The organism is Corynebacterium ulceribovis DSM 45146 (assembly GCF_000372445.1).
Lineage (GTDB): Bacteria > Actinomycetota > Actinomycetes > Mycobacteriales > Mycobacteriaceae > Corynebacterium > Corynebacterium ulceribovis.
The window spans coordinates 246,739-266,755 of sequence record NZ_AQUY01000002.1 but is presented as its reverse complement, the minus strand read 5'-3'; the positions used below and the strand labels follow the sequence as shown (position 1 = coordinate 266,755).

Genomic DNA, 20,017 nt, shown 5'->3' with positions numbered 1-20,017 from the left:
CCCACATTGTGCTCGGGGTTTCGACGTTCTTAGTGTGGCCAGTCTTGCTGCAGTTTTACGCTTCTGGCAGTGCCGGTGCCACACCGGTCTTCTCGTATTCAGCCAGGATGTCGATACGGCGCTGGTGACGTTCTTCTTCGCTCCATGGCTGAGCGACGAAAGCATCGACAATCGCAAGTGCTTCTTCTTCGGAGTGCATGCGGCCGCCGAGGCCAATCAGCTGTGCGTTGTTGTGCTCACGGGCCAGCTTCGCGGTTTCCACCGACCAGGCAAGTGCGCACCGAGCGCCTTTCACCTTGTTGGCCGCGATCTGTTCACCGTTGCCGGATCCGCCGAGCACGATTCCCAGCGAGCCCGGGTCGTTGACGGTGCGGGAAGCAGCTTCGATGCAGAACGCTGGGTAGTCATCAGCAGGGTCAAATTCGTGTGCGCCGCAATCGATAACCTCGTGGCCCTGTTCCGTCAGGTGGGCCTTAATCAGGTTCTTCATGTCGAATCCGGCGTGGTCAGCTCCAAGGTATACGCGCATGGGTTCAGTTTAACCTAGTCGAATTGCGGAGATTCAGTACGAGACCGCTTCAGTTCAAAGAAGTACGGGAACTGAGCTAATCCCACCGCTGCGTCAAACATTTGCCCGGCTGCTTCCCCACGTGGAATCCGCGTAATGACCGGGCCGAAAAATGCATTGTCCCCCAGTTTGACCACCGGAGTGCCCACTTCGTCCCCAACACCTTCCATCGCCAGTCGTTGGTTCTCCCGCAGCTGCGCATCAAAGTCCCCGGTTTTCGCCTGCGCGAGCCGCTCCTGTGGCAGCCCCACTTCAGCCAGCGCCTCGGTAATCAGTTCATCAAATGCCGAATTCGGGTCGTCGAAACGCGCATGTCGGTCAATGCGGTCCTCATTGTGAATTTTGGTGCCCAGCGCGGTGTACAACTTATCCACCGCATCGCCACCGTCTTCCAGCTGTACGACGGTAAATAGCCGCGCTGGCGTCCAGTTACAGTCCATCATGTATTGATAGTCTTCGGGCAGGTCACGGCCCTCATTGAGCACTGACAGACTCATCGGCAGCCAGGTGACATTAATATCGCGGACCTTTTCGGCCTCTTTCATCCACCGAGAAGTGACCCAGCAGTACGGGCAAGATACGTCGAAGTAGAAGCTCACTTGTTCAGTCATGAGCCCCAGCCTAGTTTCCTCACCGAATCTGTGTTTGCGCCTAATGTGGTTTTCATGACTTCCCTTAACCTCACCCAGCAGCAGGCCCAGCGCCGAACAGAGCTTTTTGACGTTCACAATTACGCTATTTCCTTGGACTTAACTGATGGCCACGGCAACCCAGGAGCGGATACCTTCCGCTCTGTTACCACCATTGACTTCGAGGTGCTGGCGTCTCCAGCTGGGGATGATGCCGCTTTCTTAGACCTGAACGCTGACTCGGTCCGCGCTGTGACCCTCAATGGCGTTGACATCACTTCCCAAGCAGTGCCGCTGACGGACTGCGCCTATGACGCCACCCGGGGCCTGCAGCTCGGCTCGCTGCCGGTGGGCCGGCATACCTTGGTCGTGGACGCGGAATGCCGCTACTCCCGCACTGGTGAAGGGCTGCACCGTTTCGTCGACCCTGCTGACGGCGAGGTGTATCTGTACTCGCAGTTTGAAACAGCGGCAGCCAAGCGAGTGTTCGCATGCTTTGACCAGCCGGATATTAAGGCGACCTATGACATTGCGGTTACCGCACCACAGTCATGGACGGTGGTGTCGAACTCCGCCCCAACAATTCACGATGTCAGCTCTGGCAACCGGATCCACACGTTCCGGGTCGATGTGCCACTTTCTACCTATTTGGTCGCGGTATGCGCTGGTCCATGGGCTTCGGTATTTGATGAGTGGACGGGCACGGTGTCGGCGCATCCGGAAACTCCAGGTGAGCACCAACCAGATGGCGAGATGACCGTTCCGCTCGGCTTGTTCTGCCGCAAGTCCCTCTTTGAGCACATGGACTCCGAACGACTCTTCACCGAAACGAAGCAGGGTTTTGCCTACTTCGCAGCCCACTTTGGTGAACCATACGCTTTCGGAAAATACGACCAGATTTTCTGCCCGGAATACAACTGGGGCGCAATGGAAAACGCTGGCGCGGTCACCATCCGAGAAGAGTATGTCTTCCGGTCTCGGGCGACCCGATACAGCTATGAGCGTCGCAACGAAACCATCCTGCATGAGATGGCACATATGTGGTTCGGCGACCTCGTCACAATGCGGTGGTGGGATGACTTGTGGCTCAATGAATCCTTCGCCACCTTGGCATCAGTGCTGGCACAGGCTGCAGTGTCCGAATATGACGGCGCTTGGACCACCTTCGCCAACGTCGAAAAGGCGTGGGCAGTGCAGCAAGATCAGCTGCCGACCACCCACCCAATCTCGACGGATGCCTCCAGCATTGAAATTGTCGAGCAGAACTTTGATGGCATCACCTATGCCAAGGGTGCGTCGGTGCTCAAGCAGCTGGCTGCGTGGGTCGGCCATGATGCCTTCCTGGCTGGCGCACGGCTGCATTTTGCCCGGCACCGCTTCGCCAACGCCACCTTCGACGATCTGCTGTCGGCCATGAGCGAAACCTCTGGCCGTGACCTGTCTAACTGGGCAGCGCAGTGGCTAACCACCACTGGTATTAATACTCTGGCCGCCGAGTTCACCGTCGGCAATGACAACACCTACCAGTCGTTTGCGGTTCGTCAGACCGGCGCGGCTCCGGGCGCTGGTGAGCTGCGTGACCACCGAGTAGCTGTCGGGGTGTATTCCCGCGAATCTGATGGCAAGATTCGGCGGACGTTCCGCACCGAAATTGATGTCACTGGCGAGCTAACTGACGTCCCAGCACTCACCGGAGTCACCGCAGGCGATCTGGTCCTCGTCAACGACGATGACCTCACCTACTGCCTCCTTGAGCTCGATCAGCGCAGCCTGGCAACCGTCATTGCCGATATTGCGGCGATCGAAGACCCATTGGCCCGCACCTTGTGCTGGTCCGCGGCATGGCAAATGACCCGTTCGGGTGCGATGCGCGCCCGCGACTTTATTTCTCTGGTGCTCGCTGGTGTCGGTGCCGAGTCGGAGGTTTCCGTCATCCAGCGTGTTCTTGGCCAGGGCGGTACTGCCCTACACCGCTACGCTGACCCTGCGTGGGCGGAAAGCACTGGCAATGACAAGTGGGCCTCTGGCCTGCTGAAGTTGGCCCGGCACGCTGCCGCAGGTTCGGACCTACAGCTTGCGCTGGTCAATGCCTTGGCCGCCACAGAGCTTGGTGACGAACACAAGACTGTATTCCGCACGCTCCTCGAAGGCGATGCCAACGACGCCGGATTGGCTGGCTTCACTGTCGACCAAGAAGTGCGCTGGACTGCGCTTATCGCGTTGGTTGCTGCCGGTGAACTCGATGAAGCTGCCATCGTCAAAGAAGAAGCAGCCGATGTCTCGGCGCTGGGTGAACAGTCCGCTGCGCGCGCCCGCGCGGCCGTACCAACCGCTGCCGCGAAGGAAAGCATTTGGCGGCAAGCTACCGCCACCGGCGATGACGCCCCGTCCAACGCAACGCTGCGGGCTTGGGAACTGGGCTTGGTCGCACCGGGTGCGGCAGCTGCCCTGCGCGCGGCCGGTGTGGCTAGTCGCTACTTCAGTGAAGTCACTGGCTGGTGGGGTACCCACTCCTCCGACACAGCACAGCGGATGGCTGAAGCACTGTACCCAGGGTGGGATATCCGCGAGGAAGCTCTCGCGAATGCCGATGATGTGCTGTCTGGTCAGCTGCCGACGCCAGTCGCACGCGCAATTGAGGAAGGGCGCGATGAAGTGCGCCGCGCCCTTGCTGCTCGTCGCGCCGATGCCGCGAATTAGAGCAGCTGCGCGAGATCGTGCTGCGGACCTGTCTGCCTAACGGAAACGTTGTGGCAGTTCAGGTTCGCCCAGGCACAGCATCAGGCGATTCGCCCAGTTGAAAAACGCAGCACTGTAGATTGTGTCCAACACTGCGAGGTCATCACAGCCAGCGCTGCGCAGCTGCTCAATGTGCGACTGATTCAGCTGGCTTGGGGTGGCAGTCACAGCTACCGCTACCTGTGCCACCGCGTTCCAGAGCGGTGACTCAAAGTGAGTGGTCACCCCAACGTCAATAAGCTCCGTAATGGCGCTGGCTGGCGCACCGTAATCTATCGCGCGGACCGAATGCACCGACGCGCAGTAGACACAACCATTCAGCCGTGAGGTGACGGTGGCGGCGAGTTCGCGTTCCGCACGTGGCAAACCGCCATCCGGATTCTGAAAAATGTCGAAATCCAGTCGGGTCCGGGCGCGCAACGCGACGGGGTCGCGGGCCAACAATCGGAAATACGCCGAACCGGTGCGAGTGCGGTCCACCAAGGCATCGCGCTGTGCTTCGGTCAGGTCGGCGGTATCAGGCGCGGGCACCCAGGGCTGCCACCCCAACGAATGGGCGACAAAGCGCTCCGGTCGAACCAAATCCGGGTACGTCAGTGTTTCAAAGGTTGGATGGGTCGGCACCAACGGCTCTCCGGCAGATGCGTGCCCCGCCCGCGCAATCCCAACGGACAGTGGCACTTTCGGGCGGTCAGCTAGCACTCGCAGGCCTTCAATAGCGCGCAGCTGGAAAGCCAAGAAGGTCACCAACTGTGCCAAGCTAACAACCTGGTCCGCGGTCCAACCGGCAGCAGCAAGCTTCGCAATGGCTCGCGGGCTGCTATCGCGCGGATGAAACACCTGCAGATGCACAAAATCCAACGCCGCATCTAGCCGCGTGCCGAAACCACCCGCCCGCGCTGTCGGCCCCGGAATATTCTCCGTCTGCAACCCGGTCTCCCGGTAGGTGCCATACGGTCCAGAGGCTAGGGACGCGCGAGTATAGGCCGCCAGTTTCGAGGCGAATTCGGTGGAGGTTTCGTCATCGAGTAGTTCAAGGTAGAAATCTTCCGCAACGGCATCGCGGTGCAACCCAGCGGTGTAGCTGGCAATGGCATACCGCTCGGACAGTGGGAACCCGTGCGGTTCTTCTGGCTCAAGCAGTGCGTCGAAAGCAAGTTGCGCGTTCGTCTTTGCGTCGGGGCGGGCGGTGCGCAGCTCGGCGATGTCGGTGCCGGTGATCCCGGCGAGGTGGTCAATGATGTCTGACATTGTTTCTCCTTGTTGTCCTTATTACTCCTTGCCTGCTACTTCGGCTACAACCCAAGGTTGAGGTCACCAGCGCGGTAACGCGAACCTGGGATAGCCGCAATGAGCTGCTTAGTGAACTCCGTCGTTGGGTGGTCGAAAATTTCTCGGGTCGGGCCGTATTCGACCTGTTTGCCGCCGGTCATGACGGACACGGTGTCCGAAATCTGCTGTACGACGGCAAGGTCATGGGAAATGAACACATAGGTGAGCCCAAGCTTGTGCTGCAGCGATGACAGCAGTTCCAAAATGCGGGCCTGCACCGTCACGTCCAGGGCAGAGACGGCTTCATCCAGCACCACCAGTTCTGGTTCCACAATCAACGCTCGGGCAATCGCTACGCGCTGAAGCTGGCCACCGGACAGTTGTCGCGGTTTCCGGTCCAACCACTGTGGGTCCAGCTGCACCAGATTCACATACTCATCCACCTTCGCTGCAATCTGCGCGCGAGTCAGGTCGGTGAGGTTATGCAGCGGCTCGGCAATCGCTGCCCGAATACTGCGCCGAGGGTTCAGCGATGACGCAGGGTTTTGGTACACCAGCTGCACCTTGGTTCGGGCGGCACGCAACGCCGCCCCGCGCAGCTCGTGAATCGGCAGCTCCCCCACGTGGGCCTCGCCGGCGGTTGGCTTCAAGAACCCCGAAATCACCCGGCCAGTGGTGGTTTTGCCGGAGCCTGACTGGCCAACAATCGCGTGTGTAGTGCCGCGTGCGACAGTAAAGCTGACATCATCTACGGCAACAACCTGCTTGTTGTGCTTGTTCCACCGCGACGGCCTGCCACCACCGGCACCAAATTCTTGACGCAGGCCAGTGACGGTGAGCAATGGCTCTTCGTCAGCGTGGGTTGCAGTTTTTCCGGCGGCGACCGTTGCTGCTCCTGGCAGTTGGACGCCAGGCTGAGCATTGCCCGGCCGAGTGCCCAGCCGAGTGCCCTGCCGAGTGCCCTGCCCAGTATTGACGTACAGCGACGGCGCATCTGCCACCAGCCGCTTGGAGTACTCATCCCGTGGGTCAGCCAACACCTGGGCCGCCAAACCGGTCTCCCGGACTTGACCGTGCTGCATCACCACAATGTCATCAGCGCGGTCCCCGGCTACCGCTAAGTCGTGCGTGATGAACAGCACGCCAATGTCTTTTTCCTGCACCAGCCGGTCAATCAGGTCCAATATTTTTGCTTGCACGGTGACATCTAGCGCGCTGGTCGGCTCATCAGCGATGATGAGCTCCGGTTCCAAAGCTAGGGCCGCCGCAATCAGTGCGCGCTGTTTCATGCCGCCGGAGAGTTCATGCGGGAACTGGTCGTGCCGCTGTGCTGGCCGGTCGATTCCCACTTCGTCCAGCAGTTCGATGGCCCGACTGCGGCGCTGCGCGGCGCTGAGGTTGGTATGAATTCGCAGCGCTTCGGACACGGAAGCGCCGATGGTTTTCAGTGGGTTAAGTGAGTTGTTGGGGTCTTGTGGGACCAGCCCGATTTTTGGTCCCCGGATCGCCCGCCACCCAGCGTCGTTTAGGTTTGCGGTGTCGTGACCGTCAATAAGCACACTGCCGGAGGAAATAGTGCCGGATTCTGGTAGCAATCCGATGGCGGCGTGGGCGGTGGTGGATTTGCCGGACCCGGATTCGCCGACAATGGCGGTGATTTTGCCCGGCGCGACGGTCAGGTCGACGCCGCGGACCGCTTCCACGTGGCCGGTCGGTGTGCGGTAGGAAATGTGCAGGTCACTGATGTTGAGTAGTGCGCTCATGTGGTTAGCTCCCGTTGAATCACGGTGGATAGCTGATTGGCAGACAGCACCACGGCGACGATGACTACGCCTGGCAGGATGCTGAGCCACCAGCTGGTGGCGATGAAGTCGCGGCCTTCGGCGATAATCAGGCCCCATTCTGGTGTGGGTGGTGGCGCGCCATAGCCGAGGAACCCCAGGACTGACAGTTGCAGGACGGCGTTGCCGAATTGCAAGGCGGCGGTGGCCAGCACTGGGGTCAGTGAGTTCGGCAGTATGTGCCGCCATAGGACAGTGCTGCGGGTGCCGCCGGAGCCGTAGGCTGCTTCAACATAGTCGGAACGGGAGACACTGAGCACTTGGGAGCGCACCAGCCTGGTGAACATGGCGATGCTGGTCACACCGACGGCGATGGCGGCGTTGAGGGTGCCAAACCCGACGATGACAATGACGCTGAGGGACAGCAGCAGTGCCGGGATGGACAGCATGACGTCGGTCAGGCGCATGAGGATGGTGTCGAGCAAGCCGCGCGAGGTGCCGGCAATGAGCCCGATGAGTGTGCCGACTAGGGCGCCGACGGTGACAGCCAGCAGCGCGCCGAGCACGGACTGCCGGGTGCCGTATACCACCCGGGTGTATAGGTCGCGGCCGACAGAATCGGTGCCAAACCAGTGGTCAGCGGAGGGTGTGAGCAGCGCGTTGTCCACACCGACGGCCGGGTCACCGGAGGTAAAAAGTTGCGGCGCGGCGGTGGCCAGCACGGTCAAGGCAATAATGATTGCGGACAGGATGGTCGGTACGGTCCAGGGGCTTGTTGACGTTGTGGTGCGTCGTGGGGCGATGAGTGTCATGCGTTCCTCCGAAGACGAGCGTCAACTACTGGGTAGAGCAGATCGACGATGAGGTTGATCAGGACATAGACAGCTGCGGCTATCACGACGATGGCCAGCATCACTGGGGTGTCGCGGTTGCCGACTGCGGCGACGGTGAGTTGGCCAATGCCGGCGCGGCCGAACACGGTTTCGGTGACCACTGCCCCGCCGATGAGTTCGCCGAACACCACGCCGGCGATGGTGAGTGCTGGCAGCAATGCATTGCGCAGCGTGTGGTGGATGAGAATGTCGAAGCGGGAACCGCCGCGGGCTTGGGCAACACGGGCGAAGGGCTGTGTGGCGGCGTCATCGATGCCGCGGATGAGGACTTGAGATATCTGCGCGGTAATCGGTAGCGCTAGTGCGATGGCCGGCATGATGAGGCCTTGCCAGGTACCGGTGTTGACGACTGGTACCCAGCGCAGTTGGAAGCTGACCAGTTGAATGAGCACGATGCCGACGAGGAATGTTGGCAGCGCGGAGAATATTGGGGGCAGGCCGCGGAAGAAGTCACGCAGCGGTGCTGCTTTGGGCAAGGTGGCGACTGCTGCCAGTGCCAATGCCAACACGATGGCAAGCAGGAAGGCGGCGACTGCGAGTTGGATGGTGCCGGGCAGGGCTTTGGCGATGAGAGTGGTGACCTTTGCGCCGGAGTTGACGGAGTTGCCGAAGTCGCCGGTGAGGAAGTTGCCGAGCACGTCGAAGTAGCGCACGAGCAGTGGCCGGTCGGTGCCGTAGGTTTGGCGTAGTTCGGTGATTTGTTCTGGGCTCAGGCCGAGCGCTGGGTTGTCGAAGCGGGCGCCGACCGCGTCGCCTGGCAGTGCTGCCAGCAGGAGGAACGCTAGCGTGAACGTTGCCCACAACACCACGAGTGCTTGGATGATGCGGCCGAGGATGCGGTTAGTCATTGTGCTGGTTCACTACCTTGGTTTGGTAGAAGGTTGGGCGGCCCACGGGCTCGGTGTAGAAGCCTTCGACGCGGGGGTTGACCCCGAACATTTGTGGTTCTTCCAAAATGGGCACGGAGTAGAAGTCGTCGAGTAGGTGGCGTTGGATGGTGCCGACTAGTGCTGCGCGTTCACCGTTATCGGTGGTGATGGCGACTTTGTCGAGCAGTTCGGCCAGTTTTTCGTCGCCGACTGATTTGTCTTTCGCCACGTTCAGGAGTGAGTTGCGGTTGTCACCGGCGAATTCACTTTTAATGACATCGAGGTCCGCGCGGGCCACCATGCTGTGGTGCACCTGCACTTTGTTGATGTCCTTGATGGCGGCGTTTTGAGCGGCGCGGTCACCAGGTAGCAGTTGCAGTTCGATGCCGATGGCCGCGAGTTGTTGTTGCAGCATGGTGACGATTTCTCGGGACCGCGGCTGCACGTTGGCGTGGTTAATGCCCAGGCTTAAACGCTGGCCGTCTTTGACTCGAATTCCGTCTTTGGCTGGCTGCCAACCCGCTTCGTCAAGCAGCTCCTTGGATCTTTCTGGGTCGTAGCGCAGTTTGGCGGAATTGTCCTGGTATCCGGGTGCGTTCTTTGCCAGCACCGAGGTGGCCGCTGGGTAGCTGTCGGTAAAGAGCTTGTCGACGATGTCGTCGCGGTTCACGGCCCCCGCAATGGCTTCGCGGACGCGAATATCTTGCAGTAGCGGATGCCGGAAACGAAGGTCGAGGCCATTGTTGACGCCGTTGGTGCGAGCGGTGAAAATGCCGACGCCGCGTTGCCGCAATTGGCGTTCCACTGGGCCGTCGATTTGCCGGGCAACATCTGCTTGGTCGGCGATGAGTGCGCCCGCGCGGACAGAGGCTTCTGGGGCGACTATCCATTCGATGCCGTCGATGGCTGGCCTGCCTTGGTGTGGCAGTGCTGGCGGCGCCCAGTTGTAGTCGTCGCGGGCGGTGAGGGTGAGTTTGGTGCCGACATCTTCACCGGTGATGACAAAGGGACCAGAGCCGATGATGGTGGTGGCGTTGCCCGGACCGTAGCCGTCGAGGTCTGCTGCGAGGGTGCTGTCGGCCAGCAGTCCAGCGTTCATGGTTGAGGTGGCTTGTGGGAAGCCGGGTGCTGGCTTTTTGAAGTGGAATCGAACGGTGTCTTCGTCAATGACTTCACCGCGGTCGTAATTGGAGATTTGCTCGGAGGCGGTGAGTTTGCGAGTTTTGTCGCCGCCGCCGTAGAGGTCAAAGTTGTGTACGACATTTGCTGCGGTGAGTTTACTGCCGTCAGAGTAGGTGACATCGGTGCGGATGTTGAAGGTGAATTCGGTCGCGTCGGCGTTAATCTCCGGCAGTTCGGTCGCAATCCACGGGTGCAGTTCTAGGGTGTTGGGGTCTTGGTAGAGCAGCCGGTCGGTGATGTTGTTGACGATGCCGCCGTTGGGGTAATACCCGGCGGTTGGCGGGTACAGGCCAGTGTAGGGGGCCGAGTCGAGGTAGGTGATGGTGTTGGTGGTGTTCCCGCTGGTGGCGCCGGCACATGCGGTTAGCATGCCTGCGGTTAGGGCGGTGCTAACTACCGCCGCGAGGGTGCGGGGTGGGTGTGTCATGGTGCTCTCCAGTCGGTTCGGGTGTAGTCACAACAGACCATCGCGGTAGACAAGTCAGTCTGTTATGGATGGACAGACTAGTCTGTTTTACTGGTATGTGAAAGTCGTAAACAACGCACCGCACCTCACGCGCCAATGATTGGAGGCAAAAGCCATGGTCACCCCAGAAACTCCCGGCATCACCATCGCCATCATCGGCGTCGGCCCGCGCGGCATCTCTGTACTGGAAAGATTCGGCACCGCCCTCATAGCTGCCCAGCACGGCCGCCCCGAACAACGCCAGCTCCGCCGCCCCATCACCATCGAACTCATCGACAAATATGAAGTCGGCGCCGGGGCCATTTGGCAAACTCAGCAAACCCGCACGCTATGCAAAAACACTCTCGCCGGCGCAGTCACCCTATTCACCGAACCAGGCGCCACGGTCACACAGCCGGTGTTCCCCGGCCCGACAATCTGGGAATGGATCCAGCTCTCCCGGGGAGATCACCCGGTAAACGTCACCAAGCACACCGCTGAGCTGTACCGCGCCTTCCCTACCGACCCGCAGGTCCGCGCCGCTTTCGCCGTCGAATTCGCCGCCACCACCATCGATACCCACCCCTCCCGCGCGCTCTACGGCGCCTACCTGCAGTGGTGCCTGCGCGTTGCCGAAGCGCGACTGCCGGACAATGTGACCGTGCGCCACCGCGTCGCCGAAGTTGTGGGCATCACCGAAGTCAGCGCCCCTTCCGGCCGCAACCACGACATGGTGCGTTGTGACGATGGCAGCATGCTGGCAGCGGACGCCACCGTTCTGGCAACCGGCTGGACCCAACCCGCGCTCACCGCATCCGAAGCGGACCTTGCTGACATCGTCGCGGACACCGGCCTGACCTGGGTACGGCACGGCAACCCCGTGGAGCAGCACGTCGAGGAACTTCCAGCAGGCCAGCCGGTGTTGGTGCGGGGCCTCGGAATGGGATTCTTCGACCTGATGGCACTGGTGACCATCAACCGGGGTGGCAGGTTCATTGCCGATGAGCACGCTCGCTCCGGCCTGCGCTATCAACCATCGGGCGCCGAACCGCACCTGCTGGTCAGCTCTGGGCGCGGCTACCCCTACCTACCAAAATCCCGGTATGGTTCCTTGCCGCCAGCGCCGAAACTATGGCGCACCCGACCAGCACTCGCGGCGCTGCCGGATAACGCCGCCCAAGGCACCATCGACTTCGCTGACACCGTGTGGCCAGCATTGGCCCGCGATGCCCATGAGGCCTACTACCGCACCCTGGCTGACACCCGCCCCGAAGCCATCGTCGGCAGCGTCGACGAGCTCATTGCTGCCCTGGACGCCGCGCCAATCGGCCATTTCGATGAAGGGCTCACTGCAGCAGCTGCGGCGTGGGTGCCGAATGCTGCCGACCGACTCAGCTTGGCCCACGAAGCAGACCGAGTCGGGCGCACCCAACTACCGCCAGCAGAATTCACTGAGTTCATCGCCGAACAAGTCACCGCCGATCTTGCTGCAGCTGATGCAGCGCGCACCAGTCCAGTGAAAAACGGGCTGTGGGAGCTCGCGGCATCGAGGCAGGCAGTGGCATTAAAGACCGCTGGCGGCCGCACCACCCCTGGCAGCCGCGGCTTAGTGGCGGACTATTTTGCGTTGGCACGCCAAGCTGGTTCTGGCCCACCGGCGTTTCGCACCCAGCAGCTTCTCGCGCTGGTCGATGCCGGAATAGTGTCTTTTGTCGGTGGCCGACCAACCGTGCGCATTGACCGCGACGGCGACGGCGCAGCAAGCTTCGTGATGACGTCTGACGCCACCGAAGGCCACGAGTTCCGCGCTACGGCCCTAGCTGATGCTTGGATGTACTCGCCAGATATCCGACGACCAGGCACCCAGCTGGGGCAACAGTTGGTGGGCGCCGGGCGGGTGCGGCCTTTTCAGGTGCCAGCGGCTGGCGGCAGCTGGGCTGATACTGGTTCACCGGAAATCGACCGGGGTACCCGTCGAGTCGTGCGAGTCGACGGCAGCATCGATCCGCGGCTGCATGTCATTGGGATTCCGACCTACGCCCAAGAGCCAGACACCACCATTAGCCCGGCGCCGGGTACAGATGCGACACTGCTGCAGGAAACCGATGCCACGGCCACGAGTTTGCTCAGTATGGTGGAGGTATGAGTCAAAAGTCATCCGCGGACAGTTTGTGGGCGGCCATTGGGCCGGAGGTCTTTGACCGTATGGTCGCTGGGTTCTATCAGCGCGTGCGTGTCGATGATGTGCTGGGGCCGATGTACCCCGACGATGACTGGGAAGGGGCCGAGTTTCGGCTGCGGACCTTCCTCGAGCAGTACTGGGGTGGGCCGCGGACCTACGGTGAACTACGCGGGCACCCGCGCCTGCGGATGCGACATATGCCGTTTGTCATCGACTCTGTCGCCCGGCAACGCTGGCTGGATTTGATGGCGGCATCGCTGGCCGAAATTTCCGATGAGGATCTGCCAGAAGAGTACCGAACTGCCGTGTGGAATCACATGGTTCAGGTCGCCGATATGGTGATCAACCACTTCGACGAGGCGTAGTTCACCGGCCCGGTTTACAGCGGCAACACCCCGAGGTTGCCCGATGCGGCAGCGACGGCACCGAAGCGGCCGTCAAGTCGGTGCCACCGACCCTTCTGGGAGACGCGCACCAACTCCCCTGCCGCTGGCTGTTCAGGCACAAAACCCATAGCGGTCAAGGCAAAGACATCACGCATCGTCACCCGCACAGTTTCCGCCTCTGGATCCGTATCGGCGGTAGCTTCAATCACCACGCTTTCCAGCAGCGATTGCGGCGGGCCCATGGGCCCGGATTCTTTCTCCGTCAGCTGCTGCCCCTGGCGCTCGAGCTGACGTAGCTGCTGCGCCGGAACCTCGTCCACAACAGTCCAGCCCGTGGCTGGTGGCATCGGGCCTGCCGACCACGCCGCGTCCGCAGGTACTCCCGCAGACACCTCAATTGGGTTGTCGGGAGACGGCGCTTCCGCCCCTTGCAGTTTTGCTAGCGCGTCAGCGGTACCAGTGGCCAGCGCATCGGCGTAGACCACCATGCCATCGACGCTGGCCCGCCCACGGACAGTACGGCCAGCCAGTGAGCCAAATGGGGTCGTGAGCCAGGCCTGGCAAAGATCAGCGGGGTGCTCGGCGGTGTGCTCGGTGGTGTAGTCGGTGCTGTGATCGCCGGGGTGGTCAGTGGTGCGGCCAGAGTCCAGATTCCGGAAACGAACCACTGCTCGATGGTCCAGCTTCATTGCCCGGCGCGTCAGTACACCGAGGTTTCGCACGCTGGCTTCGTCAAAAAGCGAAAGGGTGCGCACTGTCATCAGCTACGTTTCGGAGAGTGCTCAGTCGGTGCGGAATCCGCATCGCCAGTGGCCTCGTCGGAAGCGAACTGTTGCAGCATTTGCCGAGTCGACGGGGTCAACGCCATTGGGCTGGCGGTGTCCAAATCAACGAACACCATTACTGTGTCCACCACTGCAGCCGCATTATCGTGGCCATCCGAAATGGTTTGGCGCAGCGTATACGACGTGCGGCCAATCCGAGTGATTTCGCTTTCCACCCGCACCTCAACGGTGTCGGGCAGCAGCGCACGCAGGTAGTCGACGCGGATGGACCGCACCACCATTGGTGGCAGCGGCGCACCCGCGGACTGTGAGTCTCGCACTAGGTGCACTCGGGCTTCTTGCGCGAAATTCAGATAGGAGATGTTGTTGACGTGCCCATACCGGTCAAAATCTGACCAGCGAACTGGCACTCGAGTAACAAATGGCTCAGCGGACACGGCACTCTCCTTCTGCGGTGGGGGCGCGCCGACCCCCGGGGACTCTAGCGAGTCAGCTTACGGTGGGTCACACGCGATGGGCGGGCAGCTTCCGCACCCAGGCGCTCCACCTTGTTCTTCTCGTACCCTTCAAAGTTACCTTCAAACCAGAACCACTGGCCTTCAGCAACGTTGCCTTCCCACGCCAAGATGTGGGTACAGGTGCGGTCCAGGAACCAACGGTCGTGCGAAATGACTACGGCGCAACCTGGGAAGTTTTCCAGAGCGTTTTCCAAGGAACCGAGGGTTTCGACGTCCAAGTCGTTTGTCGGTTCGTCAAGGAGGATCAAGTTGCCGCCCTGCTTCAGGGTCAGCGCCAGGTTCAATCGGTTGCGCTCACCACCGGACAGCACCTTCGATGGCTTCTGCTGGTCGGCACCCTTGAAACCGAAGGCAGACAGGTATGCACGCGATGGCATTTCGTTCTGGCCCACCACGATGTAGTCCAAACCGTCGGACACAACTTCCCACACGGTCTTTTCTGGGTCGATGTTCTCACGGTTCTGGTCCACGTAGGACAGCTTGACGGTGTCACCAACGCGGACGGTACCAGCGTCTGGTTCCTCGATACCCACAATGGTCTTGAACAGGGTCGACTTACCGACACCGTTTGGACCAATCACACCGACAATGCCGTTACGAGGCAGGGTGAACGACAGGTCCTTAATCAGAGTGCGGCCATCGAAGCCCTTCTCCAAGTCATTGACCTCAACAACCACATTGCCCAAGCGTGGTGGGGTTGGAATCTGGATTTCTTCAAAGTCCAGCTTCTTGTACTTCTCAGCCTCAGCCACCATCTCTTCGTAGCGCTGCAGACGAGCCTTGTTCTTGGCCTGACGGCCCTTGGCGCCGGAACGGACCCATGCCAGCTCGTCCTTCAGACGCTTCTGCAGCTTGGCGTCCTTCTTACCAGCAACTTCCAGGCGTTCAGCCTTCTTCTCCAGGTAGGTGGAGTAGTTACCTTCGTATGGGTGCAGCTTGCCGCGGTCCACTTCACAGATCCACTGTGCAACGTGGTCCAGGAAGTAACGGTCGTGAGTGACGGCGAGGACAGCGCCCTTGTAGTCCGCCAGGTGCTTTTCCAGCCACAGCACGGATTCCGCATCCAAGTGGTTAGTAGGCTCGTCGAGCAGCAGCAGGTCAGGTTCAGACAGCAGCAGCTTCGCCAGTGCAACGCGGCGACGCTCACCACCGGACAGGTGGGTCACTGGCTCATCTGCTGGTGGGCAGCGCAGCGCGTCCATTGCCTGCTCAATCTTGGAGTCAATTTCCCACGCGTCAGCTGCGTCGAGGTCTTCCTGCAGCTTGCCCATTTCTTCCATGAGCTCGTCGGTGTAGTTCGTCGCCATTTCTTCAGCGATCGCTTCGTAGCGCTGCAGCTTTTCGTAGATCTCGCCGAGGCCTTCTTCCACGTTCCCGCGGACCGTCTTTTCCTCATTCAGTGGCGGTTCCTGCAGCAAGATACCGACGGTTGCGCCTGGGTCGAGGAAGGCTTCACCGTTCGATGGCTGGTCAATGCCGGCCATAATCTTCAGGATGGACGACTTACCGGCACCGTTAGGACCAACGACACCAATCTTCGCGCCTGGGTAGAACGCCATGGTGACGTTGTCCAGGATTAACTTTTCGCCGTGCGCTTTACGCACGTTCTTCATCGTGTAGATGAACTCCGCCATGAAAACCTCACTAATTGAGCTGTGCCGACCAGACACCCTGGGTACCCGGGCATTTTATTGCGCAGAAGGCGCAGGCTTCGCTGATTGCATTACCCCCAAAGGTTAATCAACGCCGCCTGCCTTCTCAATGTGTGGGTACGTTATCGCCAACATCGCCGCTTACATCGGCGCCTCGGCCTTCGGCGGATAGAAGGAACCGCTGCTATCGCCGCCTACCCCAGCGCCGACCAACTGCGGTTCCCGCTGCTCCTGCTGCTCCGGCTGGTCCACATGCCCGATGTGTCCAGTTGGCTCCGGCTGTGCTGAATGTACTGGCTGGGCTGGCTGTGCTGCCTGTGCTGCCTGTGCTGGCGCCACCAGCTGCTCTGCAGGTTCCGCAATCGGTTTCGCCCGCGCCATCACCTTCACGCCATGCTGCGCCAAGTTAGGCCCCACCGCATGCGCTTTCAGGAAGATCGCGGACTGCTTCTTCTGCTTCTTGTCTTCCCATTCCGAGGTAATAATCCGGCCGGACACCACCACCGCGGTGCCCAGCGACAGACTCGACAGCACATTGTCCGCCAGCGTTCCGTAGCAGTTCACCCCGATATACACCTGGTCGCGGGAGTACCAATTCCCATCATCGCCCTTATACCGCCGGTCCGCGGCCACCCGAAACGACGCCATGGATTCACCATTCCGGGTGGTTCGGCGTTCGGGAGTTTTAACAATATTTCCGACAATCGTGGTCGTGGCATTAGTCATAGCTATTCCTTTGGGTCAGTCAATCTGCGTTAGCAAATCTGCTTCAGCTGTTACTGTTCGCCCGCCCCGTGGGCAGGCACCCCACACATTTGCATAGTGACGTTTATGTGCCGCCGGAATGTCGCCGAAGTCTGTGGATGACAACACCCCCGGCCAGTTATCCACAACTGGCCGGGGGTGTATCCGTCAATAAGCACAATCTTTTACGGCGATGTGCTACCGCCTCGCCTAATGCTGCTGGTGGCGGCTCTTATTTGGGTCGATGGTTGGTCGCAGCTCGAAGCTGGTGACCTCCTGGTTGTAATAGTCCTGCTCCGCAGGTTCAGCGTCAGTGGTCTGGCCGGACAGCCGCGCCAACATCTCGTTGTAGGCGTTGAGCTCCGCATCGCCGCTGCGCTCCTCCTGGCGGTCAAACCGCTTGGACTCCTTGCGATCCTGGTTCAGCCACTGCACACACAGCGCAAGCGCCACAATGATCAGCGGCACTTCACCAGCACCCCACGCAACGGCACCACCCCAGTTCTGGTCCTGCAGCAAATCAACGTAAAACGGCAGGTCCAGCTTCTGGTAGAAATCCAGGCCAATTGGGGTGGCCGACTGCATGAGGATAATGCCAAACCACGCGTGGAACGGCAGCGTACCCAGCACCGTGACCAGCTTCAAATACGGCGGAACCTGGCGCGGCGCCGCATCCACACCAATGGCGACCCAGTAGAAGATGTAACCAGAAATCAGGAAGTGGATATTCATGAACAAGTGGCCAAGGTGCTCATCAACCATCAAGTCATACAGCGGGGTCAGATACAGCAAGTAGAACCCAGACACGAACTGCACCGCGGCAGTAATCGGGTGCGTCAAGAAGCGGGACACTGGGTTGTTAATGAACGCCACCAGCCACTCGCGGATACCGGGGACACCATTCTTGCCGGCCGGCTCCAGCGCACGCAGCGCCAGCGTAATCACGCCACCCTGCACCAACATCACCGGAATGAGCATCGACATCGACATATGCGCCAACATGTGCCACGAGAACATCGCCATGCCGTACATGCCAAGGCCGGAGCACGTGGTGAAGAAGAGCATGAAGCAGCCGCCGACCCACCACAGCACCCGGTGGATTGGCCACTGACCACCGCGGCGAATCAGCTTGATGTACCAGTAGAGGTAAATCGCAGCGGCAACCGCGGAAGCCACCGAGAAGAACATGTCGATGCGCCACATGAGGAAAATGTTTGCCCAGTTCGCTGGCTCAAACAGCGGGAAACCGAGCTCAATATCCATCACGGACAGGTTCGGGTCACGTGGTGGTGGCGGTGGGGTACGCGTCAACGTGACAGCCAAACCGGCGGTCACCGCCATGATGACCAGCTCCCCGATGGCGACCTTGCGGAACGCACCCGAGTTGTACGGATCCTTCTTCAGCCGCGGAATCGTGCGCTGACGGTGGGCGAAACCGAAAATCCCCAACACGATCAGCAGCACGGTCTTAGCCACCAGCACATTGCCGTATTCCATGGAGAAAAGATCTTCGATACGCACCTTCAGCAGTGCGTTAACCACACCGGAGACGGCCATCGCGAAAAATGCGATGAGGGCAACGAAGCTGTAGCGGTTCACCACTACATCCATATCGGCGCCGCGGCGCATGCCGTGCGCCAGCATCGCCATCAGGCCACCAATCCACAGTGCCATCAGCACCAGGTGGATAATCAGCGAGTTCGTGCCGATATCGTGGTCGCCGCCAGCAGCATTGTGACCGACCGCAAACAGCGGCACCATCGACAGCAACGTCAATGCAAAATACACCGGCTGCCAAATCCAGCGGTGCGACATGCCAGCAAAAAACGCGGCGAATAGCGCAATACCAGCCACCCAAGCCCAAGCGCGGGCCTCAGAAATCTGCTCCAGCGCAATGAACCACATATCTGGCTTCAGGGTTTCTGCCAGGGTGGAACCAGACACATCCGATAGCACCATCGGAATCTGCCCTATCGCCAGCAGCGCCCATGCCACCAAAGCGTAAGTACCGGTGCGGCTAGCTAAGTGCCCATCAAGGGCCAAATCGCCGTCGGCGTTCGGGCGCGGGCCAAAAGCCGCCAGCATAAATGACCCTAAGGCTAGGGACAGAACTATCCAACCGGCGCCGCGGAACAGCGGCAGACCGATTGTGGTGGCTTTACCGGGGTCCGGCAGGCCAAGCAACGCCAGCGATTCACCAAGGAACTGCTGGCTAATGGCTGCCGCGACTAGGCCCGCGAGCAGCGCCAGCGCAACAAAAATTGGCCATGCAGCGCGCACTGCACTGCTCGCTCGTCGAGTGGAATCAGGACCGGACGTATCGGATGAAGAAGACCGTACAGCTGTCGTGTTGGACATAATCCCAAGGTTACGTCGCACAATGCCGACCCGGAAACCGTGGGGTTAGCAGTTGGCGCTAAACTCTGACCTACTGCCCCCATAGCTCAGTGGATTAGAGCAGTCGGCTTCTACCCGATTGGTCGCGGGTTCGAATCCTGCTGGGGGCGCTTTTTGTATCCTTGTGTGCTTAAACGCTGCCATGCGCTGCATGAAGGCTGCCGTCGAAGGTTAGTCCTTGACCAACCCGCCGTCGACGACCAAGTTTTGACCAGTGATGGACCGCGCCCACGGGGAAGCGAAGAAGAGAATTGCATCAGCGAACTCTTCCGGCGTGGTCACTGACTGCAGCGGTGTGCCCTGCGCAATGTAGTCAAAGACCTCGTCAGGAGTGGCTGCGGAAGCATCGGTCTTGCGCAGCAGCCCGCCGGACAGCATATTCACCGTGACACCGCGGGGGCCGAGGTCGGACGCCAACGTCCGGGTCAGGGAAAGCAGCGCGGCTTTCGCAGCGGTGTAGTCGTGGTAAGGCACAACTGGGTACTGGAAAAGGTTGGTGCCAATGGTGATGACGCGTCCGGAACCGAATTCGTCGAAGCCTGGCAGTGCCGCTTGGGTGACGTTCAGGGTGCCTTGGATGGCGCCCGCGAATTGTGACTCGAAACGCTCATAAGTGATTTCGTCGGCCTTCGGGCGGGCGTCGCCGTCGAAGGAGAAGTCGATGAGCGCATTGGAAACAACTGTCGTTACCGGAGCGCCGAATACGTCGCGGGCCTGTGTGAACAGGGCATCGATCTGATCGCGGTCACGGACATCTGCCTGGATGGCCACGGCCCGGCCGGGGTGCTTATCGACGATCGCCGCCGCCTCTTTTTCCGAGGAGAAGTAGTTGATGACAACTTTCGCGCCTTCTCGGAGGAATGCCTCGGTGACGGCTTTGCCAAGACCTCTAGCACCACCTGTGACAAGCACGATCTGTTCGTTGATTGCGGTTGCGGCAATTGACATATTCGCCACGATAGCAAAGGCTGCCGA

At 60.4% G+C, this 20,017-nt stretch carries 16 protein-coding genes and 1 tRNA gene; 4 read left to right on the top strand and 13 right to left on the bottom strand.

Annotated features, from left to right (window positions below; all coding sequences use genetic code 11):
- Window positions 1-55: 55 nt before the first annotated feature.
- Complete coding sequence (locus A3EC_RS0106860; protein ID WP_018024441.1) at window positions 56-529, bottom strand: ribose-5-phosphate isomerase; 474 nt, start codon at window positions 527-529, stop codon at window positions 56-58.
- A 14-nt stretch (window positions 530-543) separates the two neighbouring features.
- Window positions 544-1,179: a mycothiol-dependent nitroreductase Rv2466c family protein gene (locus tag A3EC_RS0106855; RefSeq protein ID WP_018024440.1), complete on the bottom strand. Its 636-nt coding sequence runs from the start codon at window positions 1,177-1,179 to the stop codon at window positions 544-546.
- Window positions 1,180-1,233: 54 nt separating this feature from the next.
- On the opposite strand from A3EC_RS0106855, the gene pepN reads away from it, so the two are divergent.
- Complete coding sequence (gene pepN, locus A3EC_RS0106850; RefSeq protein WP_026162274.1) at window positions 1,234-3,897, top strand: aminopeptidase N; 2,664 nt, start codon at window positions 1,234-1,236, stop codon at window positions 3,895-3,897.
- A 36-nt stretch (window positions 3,898-3,933) separates the two neighbouring features.
- Here the strand turns inward: pepN and A3EC_RS0106845 are convergent, their stop codons facing one another.
- The 5 genes from A3EC_RS0106845 to A3EC_RS0106825 are packed head-to-tail and all read right to left on the bottom strand — an operon-like array spanning window position 3,934 to window position 10,360.
- Entirely contained in the window at window positions 3,934-5,187 is a 1,254-nt protein-coding gene (locus tag A3EC_RS0106845) for an alkylhydroperoxidase domain protein (RefSeq protein ID WP_018024438.1), read from the bottom strand.
- Window positions 5,188-5,231: 44 nt separating this feature from the next.
- The gene (locus A3EC_RS0106840; protein ID WP_018024437.1) at window positions 5,232-6,971 is read right to left on the bottom strand and encodes a dipeptide ABC transporter ATP-binding protein; all 1,740 of its coding nucleotides are present in this window, start codon (window positions 6,969-6,971) and stop codon (window positions 5,232-5,234) included.
- Window positions 6,968-7,801, bottom strand: coding sequence for an ABC transporter permease (locus tag A3EC_RS0106835; RefSeq protein WP_018024436.1), 834 nt, complete (start codon window positions 7,799-7,801; stop codon window positions 6,968-6,970). Before A3EC_RS0106835 ends, A3EC_RS0106840 begins: the two co-directional genes overlap by 4 nt.
- On the bottom strand, window positions 7,798-8,730 hold the full coding sequence (locus A3EC_RS0106830; RefSeq protein WP_018024435.1) for an ABC transporter permease: 933 nt from the start codon (window positions 8,728-8,730) through the stop codon (window positions 7,798-7,800). The genes A3EC_RS0106835 and A3EC_RS0106830 overlap by 4 nt, the downstream gene beginning before the upstream one ends.
- On the bottom strand, window positions 8,723-10,360 hold the full coding sequence (locus A3EC_RS0106825) for a TIGR04028 family ABC transporter substrate-binding protein (protein ID WP_018024434.1): 1,638 nt from the start codon (window positions 10,358-10,360) through the stop codon (window positions 8,723-8,725). The genes A3EC_RS0106830 and A3EC_RS0106825 overlap by 8 nt, the downstream gene beginning before the upstream one ends.
- A 154-nt stretch (window positions 10,361-10,514) precedes the next feature.
- Here A3EC_RS0106825 and A3EC_RS0106820 point away from each other — a divergent pair, with 154 nt between their 5' ends.
- Entirely contained in the window at window positions 10,515-12,524 is a 2,010-nt protein-coding gene (locus A3EC_RS0106820) for an FAD/NAD(P)-binding protein (RefSeq protein ID WP_018024433.1), read from the top strand.
- A complete protein-coding gene (locus A3EC_RS0106815) occupies window positions 12,521-12,925 on the top strand; it encodes a globin domain-containing protein (RefSeq protein WP_018024432.1) in 405 nt (134 codons plus the stop codon). Before A3EC_RS0106820 ends, A3EC_RS0106815 begins: the two co-directional genes overlap by 4 nt.
- 14 nt (window positions 12,926-12,939) lie before the next feature.
- On the opposite strand, the gene A3EC_RS0106810 is transcribed toward A3EC_RS0106815, so the two are convergent.
- From A3EC_RS0106810 to A3EC_RS0106790, 5 genes are all read right to left on the bottom strand, one after another.
- Window positions 12,940-13,701 carry a DUF8185 domain-containing protein gene (locus A3EC_RS0106810; protein WP_026162272.1) on the bottom strand — a complete coding sequence of 254 codons (762 nt, stop codon included), beginning with the start codon at window positions 13,699-13,701 and terminating at the stop codon, window positions 12,940-12,942.
- A 5-nt stretch (window positions 13,702-13,706) separates the two neighbouring features.
- Entirely contained in the window at window positions 13,707-14,168 is a 462-nt protein-coding gene (locus A3EC_RS0106805; RefSeq protein WP_018024430.1) for a thioesterase family protein, read from the bottom strand.
- A gap of 44 nt (window positions 14,169-14,212) precedes the next feature.
- Window positions 14,213-15,883 (bottom strand): energy-dependent translational throttle protein EttA, encoded by a 1,671-nt coding sequence (ettA, locus tag A3EC_RS0106800; RefSeq protein WP_018024429.1) that lies wholly within the window; start codon window positions 15,881-15,883, stop codon window positions 14,213-14,215.
- A 159-nt stretch (window positions 15,884-16,042) separates the two neighbouring features.
- Window positions 16,043-16,627 carry a single-stranded DNA-binding protein gene (locus A3EC_RS12475; protein WP_018024428.1) on the bottom strand — a complete coding sequence of 195 codons (585 nt, stop codon included), beginning with the start codon at window positions 16,625-16,627 and terminating at the stop codon, window positions 16,043-16,045.
- 228 nt (window positions 16,628-16,855) lie between these two features.
- On the bottom strand, window positions 16,856-19,003 hold the full coding sequence (locus tag A3EC_RS0106790; protein ID WP_083879983.1) for a bifunctional copper resistance protein CopD/cytochrome c oxidase assembly protein: 2,148 nt from the start codon (window positions 19,001-19,003) through the stop codon (window positions 16,856-16,858).
- Window positions 19,004-19,078: 75 nt separating this feature from the next.
- Between A3EC_RS0106790 and A3EC_RS0106785 the strand changes: the two genes are divergently transcribed.
- Window positions 19,079-19,152, top strand: a tRNA-Arg gene (locus A3EC_RS0106785).
- 61 nt (window positions 19,153-19,213) lie between these two features.
- Here A3EC_RS0106785 and A3EC_RS0106780 read toward each other — a convergent pair.
- Window positions 19,214-19,990, bottom strand: a complete 777-nt coding sequence (locus A3EC_RS0106780) for a 3-oxoacyl-ACP reductase (protein ID WP_018024426.1) — start codon at window positions 19,988-19,990, stop codon at window positions 19,214-19,216.
- Window positions 19,991-20,017: the final 27 nt, after the last annotated feature.